Raw genomic sequence first — 18,361 nt, 5'->3', positions numbered from 1 at the left:
GTTTTTTTATTTTTGAGCCATGAATACAGAACAGTTTTATCCTTTATTTTTAAAGTCTAATAAAGTGACCATAGACAGCAGGAAAATAGAAAAAGATGATATTTTCTTTGCTTTTTCGGGAGAAAATTTCAATGCGGCAACATTAGCTGACAAAGCCGTGGAAGATGGAGCTTTAGCAGTGATTGTGGAGCAGCAGGACTTTGAGAATAGGGATAAGAATATTTTCTATGGTCCTTCTACTTTACACTTTCTTCAGGATTTGGCCGTTTACCATAGAAACATGCTGCAGATTCCGGTTATCGGGCTTACGGGAAGCAATGGTAAGACGACAACCAAAGAGCTTATTCACGCTGTTCTGTCGGAAAAATATAATGTTCAGTATACCATAGGTAACTTAAATAATCATATCGGCGTCCCACTCACCATTCTTTCCATTAAATCGGGGCATGAAATGGCAGTTATAGAGATGGGAGCCAACCATCAAAAGGAAATAGAGCTTTTATGCAGGATTTCCCAACCTGATTATGGCTATATCACGAATTTCGGAAAGGCACATTTAGAAGGTTTTGGAGGATTTGAAGGCGTGGTCAAAGGGAAATCTGAGCTTTATGATTTCCTGAAAGGTCATCATCGAACTATTATCGTCAATGAGAATGATAAGATCCAAATGGAAAAAACGCAGGATTATAAACATACAATCACTTTCGGTAAAGATAGTTCGGACTACTATTTTGAATCTTTTTCAGAAGAACATTGTGTAGGGCTGGTTTACCACGAAACAAAAATGCTGTCCAGGCTTACAGGAGAATATAACTTTACGAATCTTTGTGCAGCGGTAAGCTTAGGCCTTCATTTTGGAGTGGAAACGGGAAAGATAAAGGATGCTGTTGAAAAGTATACACCCACCAATATGCGTTCTCAAATCGTGAAAAAAGATAACAAAACACTGGTTTTGGATACCTATAATGCTAACCCGAGTTCCATGACCGCTTCATTGAATAATTTTATTACGTTCGAAGGAAGCAAAACCATCATCATTGGAGATATGCTGGAGCTGGGAGAAGAGAGTGCAAAAGAACATCAAAGCATTCTCCAGTTAGCCCATGATCTGGGTTTTGATGAAATTATAACCGTAGGGAGAAACTTTAAAAACGTTAATTCCTCAGCAGCCTCTTTTGAAAATACATCAGAATTAATAGACTATTTGAAACTTAACAAAATTCAGTCTGAAAATGTTTTGCTGAAAGCATCAAGAGGGATTTCACTGGAAAAGGCGGCAGAGTTTATTTAGTTCTGCTGTTCCAGAATTCTTTAATGATCAATTCTATATTTTTGAAAGTATTGGAAAAGACTTCGTTTTCTATCTGAGAGACGTTCTTCCATGCTACTTCTGTAATTCCTTCTTCGATTTGAGGTTTTGAGGTATCTTCACCGTTGAAATTCATGTCGAACCAATGCGTGCATTTCAGAATTTTTTCGCCGTTTCTTTCCACATAGATATGATAAGTGGTATTGATAAACCGTTTGAGTTCCACATTTTTTAATCCCGTTTCCTCTTCGATTTCCCTTACGGCAGATTCTTCCCTGGATTCACCTTTCTCCATTTTCCCTTTGGGAAGATCCCATTTGCCAAGTCTTCTGATAAAAAGAATTTCCTGATCAGGATTGCTTACAATACCTCCCGCAGCTTCAATTATTCTGAATAATTTTTGAAAATCTGACCAGATTTCATCAAGATGTTCACCAAATACATTCAATTCCTTTACAGATGTATTTTCAAGAAGATCGAGTGCGATCTCTAAGCTTGTGACGTTTTCGTATCTAAGCGTTTTTTCTAAGTTTTCAGATTGCTTAGACAGCAATAATTTTTTTTCGTTCACAAAAACTTTATACATATATTTGTAAGAATTAGAATTTAAATACAAAAATAAAAAATGAATTTAGAAGGACGAAAGATTATTGTCAATAAATCATCTAAAGAGCTTACAGAAATATTGAAGTCTCCGGAAAATTATAAAGATTTTATGCCAGATGGGCTACAGAAATTTGAAACAAGAGAAGACGGTTTTAAATTCGGATTACAGGGAATGCCGGAAATCGCATTGAAAATAGACGAAGTAAATGATCAGAAAGCGGTTTTGAAATCTGCAAGTTCAAGTTTAGACTTTTCATTGACTGCCACCTTAAATCCTGTGAATGAAAACCAGACGGAAGTTCAGATGCTTTTTGAAGGAAAATTCAATCCTTTCATCAAAATGATGGTTGAAAAACCTCTGCAGAACTTCATCAATACGTTAACGGATAAGATCGAAGCTTATAAATAAACAAAAAACCTTCATTTATTGAAGGTTTTTTTTATATCATAATTCCCGAACAATGATCGCCGGAACTTCCCGTTGCAGAAGAAAGAACATTGATATTATTATTTTGTCTTAAAACCCCCATAAAGCCAAAAATCAAAGCCTCTTTATAATCTATGATTTCTTTTTCTGGAATGATGATTTCAGTCTGAGTTTTCTGCTTTATCTTTTCAATTAAAAAAGAATTGTATGTTCCGCCTCCGGTAAACAGAATGCTTTTAAGGTTGTTTTCATTGATCACTATTGAAATCTGATGGCTGATGTGCTCCGTAAAAGTGGCCAGAAGATCTGCACCTTCAAGACCATGCAATAAAGGAAAAACAAACTCATTACACCATTCAATACCTAATGATTTAGGGTGAGATTGTTGATAAAATTCCAAAGAATTAAGTTTATCCAGCAGCTGGCGGCTGACTTTTCCGGATCTTGCTAATTCTCCATTCTCATCAAAATTTTTGTTGAATTGTTGGGCAAGTTTATTTAAAACAATATTCACAGGAGCAATATCAAAAGCGATCCTTTTACCATTGACTTTTAACGAAATATTGGAAAATCCGCCCAAATTCAGACATGCATCGTATTCGGGAAAAAGAAATTCATCTCCAATCGGAACCAGAGGAGCTCCGTTTCCGCCCATCAAGACATCTTGTGACCTGAAATCGTACACTACAGAAATTCCGGTTTCTAATTTAATGGCTCTTCCATCTCCAATCTGTAAGGTAAATTTCTTTTGCGGCTGATGGAAAACGGTATGACCGTGAGATGAGATTAAATCAATATTCTTCAGATCATTTCTTTGAATAAAGCCTTGAACCTGTTGCCCCAAATAAAAGCCATATTCGGAATGTAATTCCAATAAATCTTCTGTATTCAGATGAATGGCATTTCCGAGCTTTTTCTCCCAGAAAATGGGGTAGGGAACGGTTTCTGCTTTTAGGATTTCAAAACTCCAGAGATGATCCTTTTTCTCAAACCTGGCCAAACAGATATCCAATCCGTCCAAGCTTGTTCCGGACATTAAACCGATAGCCTGTGAAATCATATAAGGGTTATTTTTGTTTTTCGGAGAGTTGTTTGGTACTGAAATCACCGGAATTATTGAAGAAGGTATATTCGGAAAAGTCATCTTTTGCCGTCATTCCGTTAGCTCCGACCAGGGTGGAACCGTCTTCCATAGTTACATATACCGTGTCTTTGGTATAAATACGGTTCTTTTTCTGATCCCAGTAAATACTCTGCATGGCAAATCGCTGGCCTTCATTGGTAGTGATTCGTACATCACCTTTAGCTTCATAAAACTTTTTATACTCAAAAATCCGGGCATATTTAGCTGTGATCTTTCCGGGAACTTTAGGTTTTTTCTTATCAAAAAACTGAATGTTGATTCCTTTTTTAGCAACCACATAAGGGCTGTCTATCAATTCGTACTTTTCAATAATCGGAGCCGTTGCTCTTAGTGTTACAAAGCCGGAATCACGCTGGATGATTTTGGCATTGTTGATGATCTGTGAAGGAAAATTCTTATTCTGATTGGCACTTGCTTTGGTAAGATCTTCTTCACAAGAAGTCAATATAAAAAATATAGCACAACTAAAAAGGTATGCTATATTTTTATATGATATGTTTTTTCTGAACTTCATTCTAGTTATACAGGGTTTTTCTGAACCATCTGTCAGCAAAGTTAAAGCCAATTCTGAAATTAATGAAATTCTGATTGATCAAATTATCTTTCAAAGTACCTCGTTTTCCAACTTCTAACCCAAGCTCAAGTCCGCTCATCCTTGTGATGCTGCTGTTTTTGAAAGGAAGAAGAACCCCTGCGGAAACTCCAAATTTATTAATGTTGTGACCTGCAAGCTTTAAGTTTCCTTTTTCATAGAAAGCTCCGTATCGGTATACCACCCTTGAGAAATAGCTTCTGAAGTTATTATAGTTGGGAAGATACCATCCCCCGGCGGAAATCCTGTAAGAATCTTCGAAATCAAAAGTGCTTCCGAAGTATGAAACCGTTTCACCTTTTTTATAATCTCCCTGTAGGGATACAAACCATTGGTTTTCGCTACCGTACCCGATACCCAAGGAAGCCTGTAATGGTAAAAGGTTTTTAGATTTAGTGCTTTTCTGCTCAATGATGGTTTCACCGGCTTTTACCTCTCCCGTAGTATAGTAATAGGTACTGTTTGTATAATCAGTTGTCATATTACTCGAATTTCCAAAAGTGGTCGTAGCACCAATGGTCAGCTTACGGTCTGTACTCGTATTTAAATGCTGGTAACTTGCCCCAAGAGTGAAGTTGAAGTTTTTAATTCTGTTCTTGGTTTCATAGCCATTGATTAACTCTGCATTGGAAGACGCAAGCTCATTGATATCAGATAGGTTTCCGAAATATAGGTTAGCCCTCACTCCCACTGCGAATTCCTGGTTGATCTTATATGAAACTGCAGCCTGAGCTGTGTTCAATGTACCAGTTCCTCTAAAACGATTTCTTACTTCCGTCTCCGTACCATCTTCATTCTTTATAATTTCAGAATGGAGGATGTCATAGCTTTTTGAACTGTACGGCTGATAAGAAAGTCCCATTTTTACCTTTGGCGATAAAGGAAAGGCTAATGAGATATTGGATAAATACGTAGAATGTTTGGTAGACTTCGTATTATTATAATCGGTTTTAAAATAATTGTTTTCGTTGGTTGCTTCCAGTTTGATGCTCGTAAGTTCAAAATTGGCATTATTGGCCGGATTGGCAAAGTTAAAACTACTGGTGAAATCACTTATAAAAGCTGTGGATATACCACCCATGGAGGTAGTTTCAATCGTATTATCATATTTTACATCTCCAATTCCGTAAGTTGCATAAGGAGAGTTACTCAAACTCTGTGCATTTAGGAAGTACCCGACTGATATGAATGATAGTACAAAGATTTTTTTCATTCTATATTTTTAAACAATGCGCAAATATCTTAAATATTAATGAATTGTAAAAATTTCCTGAGGTTAAAGTTTGTTAAGGGGAAAAAGTGAATTGTTAATGGTCAACAGTCAAGTATAAATAGGGAATAGAGTACATCACCAATTGTAAAATGAGAATCATTAATTTGTATAATAATTCAAGATTAATATATTAATATTCAAGGTTAATAAATTATCCCTTTCACAAAATTCTTTATCTTTGAGGCATGAATTGGGAGAATATTGCCGGACAGGAAAACCTGAAAAAACTTCTAAAAGATAGTATTGCAGAAAACAGAGTAAGCCATGCCCAGCTTTTTGTAGGAAAGGAAGGGTACGGAACATTGCCTTTGGCTTTAGCCTACGCCAAAGAAATTTTAAAGGGAGAAAATGAACATGCGGCTTCCAAAGTTGAGCATTTGAACCATTTGGACCTGCATTTCAGTTTCCCAGTATATACGGATAACAAAAATTCACTAAGCAAAAATAAATTCGATGAATTCAGAGAAATGATCCTGGCTTCGCCTTATGCAAGCTACGATGACTGGACGGCATTTCTGGATTCGGAGAATAAGCAGCTTTTTATTTCTGCGGATGAGGTAGATGATCAGAACCAAAAGTTTTCACTTAAAAGTTTTGAAGGGGGAACCAAAATCCTGATTGTCTGGAGAGCCGATAAGATGAATATTTCCGCTTCCAATAAATTCCTTAAATTCCTGGAAGAACCCCCTGCGAAAACCCTTATTCTTCTGACTGCTGAAAATACCAATGATATACTTCCCACTATTCTTTCCAGAACCCAGATTGTGGAAGTTCACAGGATCAATGATGAAGATGTGGAACAATATATCAGGAAGAATTTTTCCGTTTCAGACGAAAAAGTAAAAGAAATTATTCATGAAGCTCAGGGAGATTTGAATGAGGCTGTGAAGCTTCTCAATTCCGGAAATAAGAATGAAGAATTTGAAAAGTTATTCATTCAATGGGTCCGGGATGCATTTCAGGTAAAAAAGAGACCTGAATTTCTTAAGAATATCATTTTCTGGGCCAGAGAGATATCCGGATGGAACAGAGAGAAACAAAAGAACTTTCTTAACTATTGTTCAGAAATCTTCAGGCTGGCCTTACTTCAGAATTATCAGTCCGAAAGTTTGGTATACAAGAAAATTGATGCGAACGGCTTTAATTGGATGAGCTTTTCAAAGTTTATAAGCGGAGCCAATATTGAAAGTATATTGGAAGAGATTAATACTGCTGATCTTCATTTGACAAGAAACGGAAACCCTAAGATCATCTGGACGGATTTAGGAATAAAACTTTCAAGATATATTCATAAAAATGTATAAAAAAGTCCTGACAATTTCAGGACTTTAATTTTACGGTTAAGCTGCTTTTTTCACTTTTGCAGCTGTTTTTGTTTTCGGCTGACTGTTTTCGGCAGTTTTAGCTTTAATATCACAAGATTTGTGATGATCGCCACATGCCTTTTTATCTTTTACGGAACATTCTTTTTTGTCCTTTCCTGCACAGCACCCGGCTTTAGGAGTTTCCTGTGCAAAGCTGAAAGTGAACAATCCGGCCACTGCCAAAACTGAAATAAATTTTTTCATAATTCTTTTAATTTTTGATAAATATAATCATTTTTTTGATTATTTACGTATTGAGATGATGTTGGAATTCCTGCATTTCCTTTTCCATGAAATCAGGCCTGTTAAGCTGGACTCTCAAGGATTCTATATTTTTGACTGTTGTTTCCAATGCTGTTCTGAACCACGGAAATTCCTGGCTCAGAGAAGTGAGTTTTGCCATTGCTCTCATACTTTCATTGCTGTTGGCAAGCTTTATGGCATGCTCATACCTGAAAAGGGGACAATAGTAATATTCTTCTGATATTGTATCCCATTGATTGAGGTCTGCCTCTGATGTAACAAGAAATGCCATTGCAAAAACAGAGGAATCCAGGTAATCCTCAGAAAACAGAAAACATTCGAAAACGCTTTCCGTATCTTCCCTTTTTATTTTTTTGTCTAAAACGTCATTCAGAATTTGATGTGATCTTTCTTTTTCTGAATGATCCTCTGATAAATGGAGCACGGAAGCATATTCTACCTTTACGGCATCGTCATCAGGAAAATTCTCATAAGCCGCCTCCATGTATTTTCTTGCTTTTTCATTTTCCAAAAGTGCTCTGTGCATCTTTGATATGGATACCAGTTCTTTTGCATTTAAGTGTTCTTTCTGCAATAATTTTTCTTTGAAAATTTCCAAAGCCCGAAGCGGATATCTGTCTTTCACAAACCGCTCTATAATTTGCCAGTCTTCCAGCTTTTTTACCTGTGAGTCATCCCAAAATCTATACAGCAGGGACATTCTGTCCCATTTAGATTGAATACCCAGCCATTTGCCGAATAATTCTCCGTATGCCATGTGAGGCGGATAATTATGGCCTTGATCATCCTTAATCTCAATATTGATTGATAGAGCAGGGTCTGAATAATATCTTGCAAAGGCCTCTACAATTTCGCCGTCAAAGTTTTTTCCTGCTTCCATAATAGCCAGAAGTTCATCTGGAGGTAAATTAGAGAGGTTTTTATTGTCAGATTGATTCTTCTTTTTACCTCTGAAAAAGTCCATTATTCCCATAGTTTGTTTTATGCAAATATAATATTAATATTAAAAATAAATTAAAAATCAATCAATCGTTTGATTTATTTAAAACATTGTGTAAATTTGCACCGGAAAAATAGAAATGAAATGATTTCAAAAGAAGAGAATATATTATTTGCTGCAGAAAAGCTCTTTGCAGAAAAGGGCTTTGAAGGAACTTCCACGCGGGAGATCGCCAAAGCAGCCCAAGTGAATATCTCTATGATTTCCTATTATTTCGGTTCAAAAGAAAAATTATATGAAAAGCTGGTGGAATACAGGATGAATGAAGGACAATTTTTTTCAAAAGATATTCTGGAAAGAACCGATATCAACGAATGGGAAAAAATAGAAAAAGTTGTGGAACAGTTTGCAGGAAGAGTAAGAAACCATAAATGTTTTTACAGAATCATGCAAAGAGAGCAGCTGCATACAGAAAATCCTCAGATCGTAGAATTTCTGAAACAAACCAAAATGGGTTTCATTTCCATGTATTCTAAAATACTGGAAAGTGGATTGGAAAAGGGAATATTCACCAAAAACCCACCCATTTATCTCCTGCATGCCACAGTGAGCGGAACTTTGTTTTATGCTTCCAATGCTAAAGAAATGTATAAAGAGTTTCTCCACAATACAGAAGAAGATGAAATCTTTGACGAAAAATACTACACGGAACTTAAAAACCATATAATATACTTACTAAAAGACCTTTTAGGTTATGAAGAGAATAAATAACTCAGTTATTGCATTATCCCTTTTTATTGGGATTGCCTATGCCAATGCCCAGGAGAAAAAACAGCTTACATTGGATGAAGCCGTGCAAATGGGAATACAGAACAGTAAAAATCTAAAGATTGATGCTGCCAAAATAGAAGAAGCGACTGCGGATCTTCTGGAAGCAAAAAATAGACAGCTTCCGGATCTTAAATTATCAGGAAGCTATATGCGGCTTACCAATGCAAAAGTTGATTTAAAATTTCTGGGAGAATCAGGGGCGGGAAATGGTGAGATGACAGCTCCGAAATCTGTATTTCTGGGTCAGGCAAGCTTATCTATGCCTTTGTATGCAGGAGGGAGAATAAAATACGGAATTGAATCTGCAAAATATCTGGTAGAAGCGGCAAAGCTAAGTACTGAGAATGACAAAGTTGCCATTGCCTATAATGTCGCGCAAGCTTATAATAATTTATTTAAGGCCAGCCAGTCGATCAAAGTGCTCGAAGAAAACCTTACGGCTTCTGCCAAAAGAGATGAAACTTTTCTTAAGCTGGAAAACAACGGCGTTATTGCAAGAAATGACCGTTTAAAGGCCAATCTTCAGACTTCAAACATTGAACTTCAACTTTTGGAAGCTAAAAACAATTACAATATTGCCAATATCAATATGGATTTATTGTTAGGCCTTCCTGAAACGACCGAGCTGGAAGTAGACCCCAATTATATTGATGAATTCCAGGATACTAAACCCGTAAGCTACTATCTGAATGAGGCTCAGCAAAACAGGAAAGACCTGCTTTCGTTAGATCAGCAGAGAAAAGCAGCGGCATTAGGATCCAAAGCGGCCCAAGCGGAAAATTACCCCACAGTGGCCCTTACAGGAGGATATGTTGCGGCAGACGCTCCGAAATTTATCACTATTTATAATGCCGTAAATGTAGGCGTAGGCATTTCTTACAACCTGGCTAATCTTTGGAAGCAAAATTCAGCTTTAAAGCAATCCCGTGCCAGAGAAATGCAGCTGGAAGCTACTAATGAATTATTGAATGATAATATCAAGCTTGAAGTGAACAAAGAATATCAGAACGCCGATTACTCCAAACAGAGAATTACCGTTTTCGAAAAATCAGCGGTACAGGCTAATGAAAATTACAGAATAACCAAAAATAAATTTGATAATGGTCTGGCTACCATGACGGAGCTTTTAGATGCAGATGCCGCACAGATTTCAGCCAATGTAGGAGTGATCAATGCTAAAGCAGATGCAGCGTTAGCATACAGAAAACTATTACAAACAACAGGAACTTTAACAATTAAATAAGAACGATACCCAAGATGGAAAATAATAATACACAAGTAACCGAACCTAAAAAGAAAAAAAGTCTAGTCTTCCCGATTATTTTAGCAGCTGTAGTTATCGGTGGCGGAATTTACGGATATAGAGCTTATTCTTACGGACAGACTCATGAAGAAACCGATGATGCACAGATCGCTTCTAATATGGCACCGGTAATTTCTAAAATTTCCGGCTATGTAGCAGAAGTAAAAGTAAAAGACAACCAGTTTGTGAAAAAAGGAGATACTCTGATTGTCTTGGATAACAGAGACCAGAAAATGGCACTGCAACAGGCCGAGGCTGCTTTAGCAACAGCCAAAAGCAATATTTCTACAGCTCAGGCTACGACTACGGCAACGTCCAAAAATATCAATACTTCACAAGCGGCTGTAGCTACCGCGAATGCGCAGATTGAAGCAGCCAAGGTGAATGTATGGAAGACCTCTCAGGATCTGAAAAGATATGCCAATCTTGTAAAAGACCATTCCATTACAGAACAGCAGTACGAACAGGCGTTAGCCGCCAAACAATCTGCGGATAAACAACTACAGGTTCTGGTGGATCAAAGAAACCAGATCGCACAACAGACAAGCGTAGCTTCATCACAGACAGCGGCAAGTTCTCAACAAATCACCGTAGCGAATTCTGTAGCTAAACAAAGAGAAGTGGATGTGGAAAACGCAAAGCTTAACCTTTCTTATACCGTAATTGTTGCTCCCGAAGACGGATTCGTAGGAAAAGTTCCGATTCAGACCGGGCAATACCTGCAGGCAGGAGCTCAATTGTTCAGCTTAGTGAAAAATGATCAGAAATGGATAGTCGCCAACTTTAAGGAGACTCAGGTAGATAAAATGATTGAGGGACAAAAAGTAAAAATAGAAATCGATGCTTTTCCGGACAAAATGTTTGATGGAGTAGTGGCATCTTTCTCTCCTGCAACAGGTGCTACATTTTCAATTCTTCCTCCGGATAACGCAAGTGGAAACTTCGTAAAAGTAGTACAAAGACTTCCGGTGAAAATTGATTTTGTCAACCTGGATAAAAGTATTGCCCAAAAGCTGAGAACGGGAATGAACGTGAAAGCTGAGGTTATTTTAAACTAAAAGGTATCATGTATTAGCGTATAGTGTATTCATGATGGATGATCAATGGAAGTGAACTTAAGCAAATCAAGATCATTAATACATGAATACATTTTACACTCGTACATATTACAATCCTACATAATATTATGCAAGATTCATTAGTAGAATACGGAGCCCGAAGAGTCATTATTACCATTACGGCGATTCTTTGTGCTCTGCTTGAAATTGTAGACTCCACCATTGTAAACGTTGCTCTGAACGAAATGAAGGGGAATTTGGGAGCTACCCTTTCTGAAGTAGGTTGGGTAATTACCGCCTATGCGATCGGTAACGTGATTATTGTTCCTATGACGAGCTGGCTTTCCCAGCAATTTGGTCGCAGAAACTATTTTGCGGCTTCCATTATCATATTCACCGTATTTTCATTCCTGTGCGGAAATGCCACGAATATATGGGAACTGGTATTTTTCAGACTGATGCAGGGAATCGGTGGGGGAGCTTTGCTGGTGACCTCACAAACCATCATCACCGAATCCTATCCGGTAGAAAAAAGAAGTATGGCTCAGGCCATTTATGGTCTGGGAGTAATTATCGGGCCTACTTTAGGTCCGCCATTAGGAGGTTATATTGTAGATAACTACAGCTGGCCCTATATTTTCTATATTAATATCCCAATCGGAATTGCGGCAACGTTAATGACACTTCAGTTTGTAAGAAGCCCTAAATATGCGGAAAAGCGTAAAGTTTCGGATGTTGACTGGTTAGGAATTGCTTTACTGGCACTTACTGTCGGTTCATTGCAGTTTATCCTGGAAAGAGGACATGAAGAAGACTGGTTTGAAAGCGGAATGATCGTTACATTCACCACGACAGCAGTTGTCGGGTTCATATTATTCCTTTGGCGGGAACTTACCTTCAAATATCCTATTGTGGAACTCCGGGTATTGAAAAACGGAAATTTGCGGATCGGAACGGTAATGTCATTCGTCTTAGGATTCGGATTATATGGCTCAACCTTTATCGTTCCTTTGTATACCCAAAGTATTTTAGGATGGACGGCACTTCAGTCGGGAGCATTGATGATTCCTGCGGCATTAACAACCGCTTTCATGATGCCTATTATCGGAAGACTGCTTACAAAAGGAGCCAAACAACAAATTTTGGTTGCCTTAGGCCTGTTCATTTTCTTTATTTATAGTTTCTGGGGATATAAAATTCTGACCCCCGATACCGGAAAAGATGCTTTTTTCTGGATGCTGATTGTAAGAGGGGCCGGATTGGGACTTCTTTTTATTCCGATTACTTCCTTATCTCTAAGTACACTGAAAGGACAGGAAATCGGACAAGGTGCTGCCTTTACCGGAATGATGAGACAGCTTGGGGGTTCTTTCGGGATTGCGGCAATTACCACATTTATTGCTAATGAAAGCCAAAAACACCGGGTAAACTTACTTTCCCATCTGGATGGCAACAGTTTTGACGTACAGCAAAGATTGAATGGCTTGAAAGCAAGCTTTATAGCAAAAGGAATGACACCGGATGCAGCAATGAACGCGGCCTATAAAATTCTGGATCTATCCGTCACTAAGCAGGCAACGGTACTTTCTTATATGGATGTATTTCTTTACCTGGGAGTCATATTCCTGGTTTGTATTCCATTTATCCTGTTCATCAAAGAACGGAAAAGCAAAGAAAAATTAGATTTAAGTGAAGCGATGCACTAAATTATAAACCTCCGGACTTCCGGAGGTTTTTTGTAGAAATTTCAGGCGAAAATTGTTGATCTGCTGACAAACTGTTGTCAGTAAACAGCCTTATCTTTATGCAGAATTTAATATAACAGAAAGTATATTGCAATGAGTTATTGTTTAGCGATAGACAGGATGCAGCCTGAAAGCAGAAAAGAACTGCATAAAAATTATCACGATAATCATTACGGGTTCCCTATTCATGACGACAATGAGCTATTCGGAAGACTGATTATGGAAATTAATCAGGCCGGCTTAAGCTGGGAAACCATATTAAAGAAAGAGGCCGGCTTTAGAAAAGCGTATGGTAATTTTGATATACAGAAAATTGCCGCCTATACAGATAAAGACAGAGAAAGGCTTATGAATGATCCTGAGATCATCAGAAATAAGCTTAAAATAAACGCAGCTATAGAAAATGCCAAAACAGTGATTGAACTACAGAATGAGTTCGGTTCTTTTGAGAAATGGCTGGAACATCATCATCCCAAAACCTTGCAGGAGTGGATGAAACTCTTTAAGAAAACCTTTAAATTTACGGGTGGTGAAATTGTGAATGAATTTCTGATGAGTATTGGGTATTTACAGGGAGCTCATAATGAAAATTGTCCGGTACACAGCAAAATTTTGCAATACAACCCGATGTGGAAAAATAGTTAATACAAAAAACCTCCGGATTTTTCGGAGGTTTTTTAGGTAACTAATCAATTATGTCAAATAAGTCTATTTATTTAAATATTTTTTCGGATAACAATTCCGCTATTTTTCTTTTTTCATGATGTGAGAAGCAATGCATGGAAAAATTAAGTCTGGATTCCTCATCCGAATTTTTAATATGAATACTCAGGGTATTATTTTTGATTTTAAAATCATTGATATCATCATAAGGAATATCCAGGAATTTTACAGGGGTCATCATAGTATGCTTGAGAATAGCCTGTTCCCTGATCGATAAATTCTCCGGAGAAATATTCAGTTTCAAATAGGAAAATTTTACTGTAATAGCGACAAAAACAAGTAATGCCAATAATAGAAGCATGAATATCTGGCTGTACAGATTATTGAATTCTATAATAAAAAATACGGACAAAAGCATATAAAGCAAGATGGCTACTGAAACGGAAACTATATTTTTTCTGATCACAGTATTCCTGTTGTTCTTTTTCATTGGGTCTGAGTAGTTTAGTATTTTTGTGTGGTTTGAAATGTTTAAAATGATACGGTGTATTCATAGCTGAAAGCCGGAACTTCAGTATGGGCAGATCTTCTACAATGTTCTGTGCAAGCTAATCCTGCTTTGCGGTTTTGTGCGTTTAAGTAAAGCTGTTTTTCATAAATTTTAATTTAATATGGATTTTAAAATGTGTAAATATCTATTAATTGTGAATTAATTATAGTTTTAAATTAATAATATCATGTTATGATTGAAAATTTCTCTGTTTGATTTTTATATTAACTAAATATTACGCAACTTATTATGTAAGCCGGATGTTAAAATTAAATTTTAACGGATATTAACACCAGAAATGGGGCAGACCGGAAGAGTCCACTAAAAAAGATATAGTCGTCACAGGAAAACTCCTTACCATCAAAAAATAACAATCTCGTGAACGTTCCAGTATAATGGAAGTTCCTCTCATAAAGCCGTTGAAATTATTATGAATTGTTGGTGAGGTGTATCCTTACTTTTTTATTCAGCGCGTCAATGTTGAAATAAAAAATCTTCTGGAAATATGCTCATTTAGGAATTTAGTGTGAAATTTCAATTGTATTGATTTTCTGATGTTCCTTTCCCCACTTTTCAAGTTCTTCAATAATCGATTGTAATTTATATCCGATAGGAGTAAGCTCATACTCAACACGAGGCGGAACTTCCGCATATACGGTTCTGGTGATGATTTTATGGTCTTCCAGCTTACGAAGCTGAAGAGTAAGCATGCGTTCTGTAATATTCGGAAGTTTTTTTCTCAACTCGCCGAATCTCAGTCTTCCGTTGATGAGATAACAACAAATTGCCAGAGACCACTGTCCGCCGATAATATTGGAGGCATATACTTCAGGGCACTCATCGGCAAGCGCTTTTTTGTTGGCAAAATGGGTGGAGGTTTCCTTTATTTTAGTCATTACTTACATTTTTTATAGTACCCTACAATTGGTATCTACTGTTGATAGGGTAAGTTACAACTATTATTTTTGTAAAAAGAAATTTCATAATGAAAACATTAGTTATCATCATTCACCCTGACATTAAGAACTCTGTGATCAATAAAAGATGGATGAACGAATTGGAAAAATCCCCTGACAAGTATACTATTCATCAATTATATCAGGTGTATCCTGATGGAATTATAGATGTGGTAAAGGAACAGCAATTAATAGAATCATACGATACCATTGTATTTCAGTTTCCTTTTTACTGGTTCAGCAGTCCGCCACTTTTGAAGAAATGGTTCGATGAAGTGCTTTTATACGGTTGGGCTTACGGAAGCAAAAGCGGTTATAAGATGGGAGGAAAGAAAATCGCTTTAGCGATCACTGCAGGAATTGATGAGGAAGGGTACAGTGCATCCGGGAAATATAAATACACGATGAAAGAGCTTACCACTCCTTTTGAGCTTACTTTTGATTACATCAAAGCAGACTACAAAGGAAATTTCGTTTACTACGATATCGAACGGAACGCTTCCGAAGAATGGATTGAAAGAAGTGTTCCGATGTATCTGGATTTTCTTGAGGGGGTGAATATCAAAAAATCATCTGATGGTTAGTTCTGACGAAGATATTTCTTGTTAAATTGTTCTAAATCTATAGCTTCTTCCTGAAAATATTCTTTAAATTTATGGGAAAGTTTTTCTTCTTTGAATTTGATAATGGTATAACCACTATCAAAAGCAACGATTTCCAGATAAGATTTTTCAAATAAAAATTGATTACTTTTCCAAACATCTATATCTTCTGAAGATAATCTTAAAAGCAAATTTAAATCTGGATTAATATTTTTAGGGACTGCTAAAATAATGCCCCAGATAATTTGAGTTCGGGAATTAAAAAGAACTTCAAACTGTTCTCTATTTAAAACGAAAATATCCTGGTCAAAATGAATTGGAACTATATCATCAGATATAAAATCCAGATCAGTTAATATCCAATCGTATTCAGTTAGCCACTCCCAAATGGGTTTTAAAGTTTCAGCTAGATTAGTATGAAATTTTACAATTTTTGTACTTCTGATTACCCAGTTCATTGTAATCACATTTTTAAAACCGTATTTATTCTTCTTTCAGCTTCTTCTTTGGTGATTCCATTATAAAAATCATCTACAAATTGGTGGTCATAATCCTCATATGGGTAAATCAGAGGTCGACCAATGCTATTGTTTACAATTATTTTGGTGGGAATATTGATAGTTGATTTATAATCTGGTAAATAATTAGAAAACCATCCGGAATAGGTAGCTTCAAACCCTTCGTTATTATAGTTTTCTATATATTCATTAAAATTTTTTTCACTCAATGTAACCCAAACTCCATAGTCAAGGTTCTGGCAATTCTCAATGACTTCCTGTATAAGGACTACGCGTATGAATCTATCTGTTTGTTCAGGGTATTCAATGATACAGAGATCTGATGTCAGCTCTGCGTATTCCAACTGTTCATCAGTTAAATTCAAATAATGGGAAGGCGATGAGTAGACAATTGCAGGCCACTCATTATGTTCTTTTCCACAACATTTACAGGTAAATTTCATACTTGAATTTTAAAGTATTCTAAAATACTCATTTTTTCTTTATCCCACCGTTTTCGTATCCTCTTCCTTCAGAATCTTTTTCTCCTTCATGGAAAGCATCATTCTTTCACATTTATAGCGTTCCCAGTCAAAATTATTGAGAAAATCAAGAGCTGCCTGGAAACCACGGTTGAAAAGCTCTTCTTTTTCATCTTTTTTCATGAAGAAATTCAACCAGTTGCTGGTTCCGCAATTTACAGTTTGAATACTGAAAAGATGATAAAAAGTATGTTTGGTAAGAAATGTTTTGTCGTTGAAACCTTTTAATGTTCCGATAATATTCCCGGCAAAAGAAAATGGTGTTTTTAAAAGTTCTTCGCTTGTTTTTCCTTTCTCGGAAAGAATATCGGAATCACTGGTCAGCTGTACTCCGAATAAGGGCATTCTTGGGAAGAAAATGTCACTGGAATGGAAAAGATCGATAGGGAAGTTAGATATACTTCCGCCATCTATGAATACACCCACGGGATTGATATCTTCCGGTTTCGTGTTCATCCAGAATTTCCAGGCATACTTTACAGAATCATCGGTTTTGTCGATCATTTTTTGAAAAGGTTCAAAGAAAAAAGGAACCGACATGGAGGCACGCACAAACTCTGCAGGACTTATTTTTTTTAATTCCTCTTCAGACCAATATAAGTTGGCCATAGTTGGCAATTCCACTTTTACCTTCGCATTGATGTCTGTGGTGATGACAATATATTCCGACTTTAACTGATAAAAAGGATTGTTCTTATAATAATCATTGTTTACGGCACTTTCATAAAAAATTTTATACCGGGTAAGATCAATATGTTCCAGATTATTCACTTTAATTTCCTCAATGCCGTTTAATGCTATTGCATAATATTCCATTCCATTTCCATACCGGTAATTGAGGTTAAGCTTCTGCTCTTTCTGAACAAATTTTTCATTGAGCTCAGCTACGGTTTTGATTCCGAAGCCTTTCATTACATCCGTCATTTGGTTAAGAAATACATTTCCCGGATTGAGCCCGCTGTTCTGCCTTTTAAAATCATTATAAAATTTTTTGGCACACAAAAAAGTAATGAAGACAGGAATTAAAGGGATAAGAAAAAGCAGCTTTGTACGCAACGAGGTTTCGGAAGGAGTCGCAAAAGGAATAATAAGAAGAATGATCATGATTACGGCAGCAATAATACCATTGATTTTCAGAAAATTCTTATTATTCAGCATGGCATGAATGATGGTTTTTACATAAGGTTTCCCATCCATGAAATCTGAAAAATCCCAATTGAATAGAATGTCCTTGATCACATCGCTTTTCGCTTCTTCTTTGGTTCGGCATGCCGCAATCAGCATGGTATTGATTGCTCCCGCACTGGTTCCCGCAATTTTCAGAAAACGGATCCCGAAAATTTCCAGACCATATAGGTAGCCGACGAGCGCGCTTCCCCAGACTCCGCCACCTTCCTGTACAAACTCTACATATTGGTTACCTTCCGCATCCAAAAGGTCTGAAAACTCTTTGGATGAAATATTCTCATGCAAAGCAACGAGTTTGTCTTTAGATCCTTTAGAGAGGAATTTCTCTTCCAGAACAGTGTTTAATGCTTCGGTTTTCATAGGTCATATAGTGTTTGTTGGTTTTGCAGCGAATTATATCCGGTGAAGTTTAATTTTTACTTAACATAATATATTTGCTACTGTTGACTCATTCGTTTTATACTATAAAATTAAAGGTAATTTATTTTCAAAACATGGGTGTTTTTA

At 36.7% G+C, this 18,361-nt stretch carries 20 protein-coding genes; 9 read left to right on the top strand and 11 right to left on the bottom strand.

The genetic code is table 11. The features are described from left to right. Positions 1–19: 19 nt before the first annotated feature. Entirely contained in the window at positions 20–1,291 is a 1,272-nt protein-coding gene (locus ACGHIN_RS08000) for a UDP-N-acetylmuramoyl-tripeptide--D-alanyl-D-alanine ligase (RefSeq protein WP_390452387.1), read from the top strand. Here ACGHIN_RS08000 and ACGHIN_RS07995 read toward each other — a convergent pair. Beyond that, on the bottom strand, positions 1,284–1,895 hold the full coding sequence (locus tag ACGHIN_RS07995) for an NUDIX hydrolase (RefSeq protein ID WP_390452385.1): 612 nt from the start codon (positions 1,893–1,895) through the stop codon (positions 1,284–1,286). The two genes, ACGHIN_RS08000 and ACGHIN_RS07995, sit on opposite strands and share 8 nt — an antisense overlap. Before the next feature lie 39 nt (positions 1,896–1,934). Here ACGHIN_RS07995 and ACGHIN_RS07990 point away from each other — a divergent pair, with 39 nt between their 5' ends. Then, positions 1,935–2,324, top strand: coding sequence for an SRPBCC family protein (locus ACGHIN_RS07990; RefSeq protein ID WP_123262011.1), 390 nt, complete (start codon positions 1,935–1,937; stop codon positions 2,322–2,324). A gap of 31 nt (positions 2,325–2,355) precedes the next feature. Here the strand turns inward: ACGHIN_RS07990 and ACGHIN_RS07985 are convergent, their stop codons facing one another. From ACGHIN_RS07985 to ACGHIN_RS07975, 3 genes are read right to left on the bottom strand one after another with little or no spacing between them, the layout of a single operon-like run. Continuing rightward, on the bottom strand, positions 2,356–3,402 hold the full coding sequence (locus tag ACGHIN_RS07985) for an anhydro-N-acetylmuramic acid kinase (protein ID WP_390452383.1): 1,047 nt from the start codon (positions 3,400–3,402) through the stop codon (positions 2,356–2,358). Positions 3,403–3,409: 7 nt separating this feature from the next. Next, positions 3,410–4,000, bottom strand: a complete 591-nt coding sequence (lptC, locus tag ACGHIN_RS07980; RefSeq protein ID WP_390452382.1) for an LPS export ABC transporter periplasmic protein LptC — start codon at positions 3,998–4,000, stop codon at positions 3,410–3,412. Position 4,001: 1 nt separating this feature from the next. Further along, positions 4,002–5,291: a hypothetical protein gene (locus ACGHIN_RS07975; RefSeq protein ID WP_390452380.1), complete on the bottom strand. Its 1,290-nt coding sequence runs from the start codon at positions 5,289–5,291 to the stop codon at positions 4,002–4,004. Positions 5,292–5,536: 245 nt separating this feature from the next. On the opposite strand from ACGHIN_RS07975, the gene ACGHIN_RS07970 reads away from it, so the two are divergent. Further along, positions 5,537–6,655: a DNA polymerase III subunit gene (locus ACGHIN_RS07970; protein WP_390452379.1), complete on the top strand. Its 1,119-nt coding sequence runs from the start codon at positions 5,537–5,539 to the stop codon at positions 6,653–6,655. Positions 6,656–6,691: 36 nt separating this feature from the next. On the opposite strand, the gene ACGHIN_RS07965 is transcribed toward ACGHIN_RS07970, so the two are convergent. Together ACGHIN_RS07965 and ACGHIN_RS07960 are read right to left on the bottom strand one after the other, a co-directional pair. After that, positions 6,692–6,919 carry a hypothetical protein gene (locus tag ACGHIN_RS07965; RefSeq protein ID WP_390452377.1) on the bottom strand — a complete coding sequence of 76 codons (228 nt, stop codon included), beginning with the start codon at positions 6,917–6,919 and terminating at the stop codon, positions 6,692–6,694. 43 nt (positions 6,920–6,962) lie between these two features. Beyond that, positions 6,963–7,943 (bottom strand): hypothetical protein, encoded by a 981-nt coding sequence (locus tag ACGHIN_RS07960; RefSeq protein ID WP_390452375.1) that lies wholly within the window; start codon positions 7,941–7,943, stop codon positions 6,963–6,965. A gap of 120 nt (positions 7,944–8,063) precedes the next feature. Between ACGHIN_RS07960 and ACGHIN_RS07955 the strand changes: the two genes are divergently transcribed. The 5 genes from ACGHIN_RS07955 (at position 8,064) to ACGHIN_RS07935 (ending at position 13,501) form a co-directional block, all read left to right on the top strand. Further along, a complete protein-coding gene (locus tag ACGHIN_RS07955; protein WP_390452373.1) occupies positions 8,064–8,690 on the top strand; it encodes a TetR/AcrR family transcriptional regulator in 627 nt (208 codons plus the stop codon). Beyond that, positions 8,674–9,993 (top strand): TolC family protein, encoded by a 1,320-nt coding sequence (locus ACGHIN_RS07950; RefSeq protein WP_390452372.1) that lies wholly within the window; start codon positions 8,674–8,676, stop codon positions 9,991–9,993. The genes ACGHIN_RS07955 and ACGHIN_RS07950 overlap by 17 nt, the downstream gene beginning before the upstream one ends. Before the next feature lie 14 nt (positions 9,994–10,007). Beyond that, positions 10,008–11,111 (top strand): HlyD family secretion protein, encoded by a 1,104-nt coding sequence (locus ACGHIN_RS07945; protein WP_390452370.1) that lies wholly within the window; start codon positions 10,008–10,010, stop codon positions 11,109–11,111. Between the two features lie 128 nt (positions 11,112–11,239). Then, entirely contained in the window at positions 11,240–12,817 is a 1,578-nt protein-coding gene (locus ACGHIN_RS07940) for a DHA2 family efflux MFS transporter permease subunit (protein ID WP_390452368.1), read from the top strand. Between the two features lie 132 nt (positions 12,818–12,949). Beyond that, positions 12,950–13,501 carry a DNA-3-methyladenine glycosylase I gene (locus ACGHIN_RS07935; protein WP_390452367.1) on the top strand — a complete coding sequence of 184 codons (552 nt, stop codon included), beginning with the start codon at positions 12,950–12,952 and terminating at the stop codon, positions 13,499–13,501. 67 nt (positions 13,502–13,568) lie between these two features. Here the strand turns inward: ACGHIN_RS07935 and ACGHIN_RS07930 are convergent, their stop codons facing one another. Beyond that, entirely contained in the window at positions 13,569–14,009 is a 441-nt protein-coding gene (locus ACGHIN_RS07930; protein WP_390452365.1) for a hypothetical protein, read from the bottom strand. A gap of 581 nt (positions 14,010–14,590) precedes the next feature. Next, the gene (locus ACGHIN_RS07925) at positions 14,591–14,965 is read right to left on the bottom strand and encodes a winged helix-turn-helix transcriptional regulator (protein ID WP_390452363.1); all 375 of its coding nucleotides are present in this window, start codon (positions 14,963–14,965) and stop codon (positions 14,591–14,593) included. 89 nt (positions 14,966–15,054) lie between these two features. Between ACGHIN_RS07925 and ACGHIN_RS07920 the strand changes: the two genes are divergently transcribed. After that, a complete protein-coding gene (locus tag ACGHIN_RS07920) occupies positions 15,055–15,609 on the top strand; it encodes an NAD(P)H-dependent oxidoreductase (protein ID WP_390452361.1) in 555 nt (184 codons plus the stop codon). Here ACGHIN_RS07920 and ACGHIN_RS07915 read toward each other — a convergent pair. From ACGHIN_RS07915 to ACGHIN_RS07905, 3 genes are read right to left on the bottom strand one after another with little or no spacing between them, the layout of a single operon-like run. Further along, complete coding sequence (locus ACGHIN_RS07915) at positions 15,606–16,085, bottom strand: hypothetical protein (RefSeq protein ID WP_390452359.1); 480 nt, start codon at positions 16,083–16,085, stop codon at positions 15,606–15,608. The genes ACGHIN_RS07920 and ACGHIN_RS07915 overlap by 4 nt on opposite strands. 5 nt (positions 16,086–16,090) lie before the next feature. After that, the gene (locus ACGHIN_RS07910; protein WP_390452357.1) at positions 16,091–16,588 is read right to left on the bottom strand and encodes a DUF2199 domain-containing protein; all 498 of its coding nucleotides are present in this window, start codon (positions 16,586–16,588) and stop codon (positions 16,091–16,093) included. Positions 16,589–16,627: 39 nt separating this feature from the next. Continuing rightward, positions 16,628–18,214, bottom strand: coding sequence for a patatin-like phospholipase family protein (locus tag ACGHIN_RS07905; RefSeq protein WP_390452355.1), 1,587 nt, complete (start codon positions 18,212–18,214; stop codon positions 16,628–16,630). Positions 18,215–18,361 lie beyond the last annotated feature (147 nt).

The sequence above is a fragment of the Chryseobacterium barbadense genome (assembly GCF_042849955.1).
Taxonomy (GTDB): domain Bacteria; phylum Bacteroidota; class Bacteroidia; order Flavobacteriales; family Weeksellaceae; genus Chryseobacterium.
This window is presented reverse-complemented; position numbering and strand designations above follow the sequence as displayed.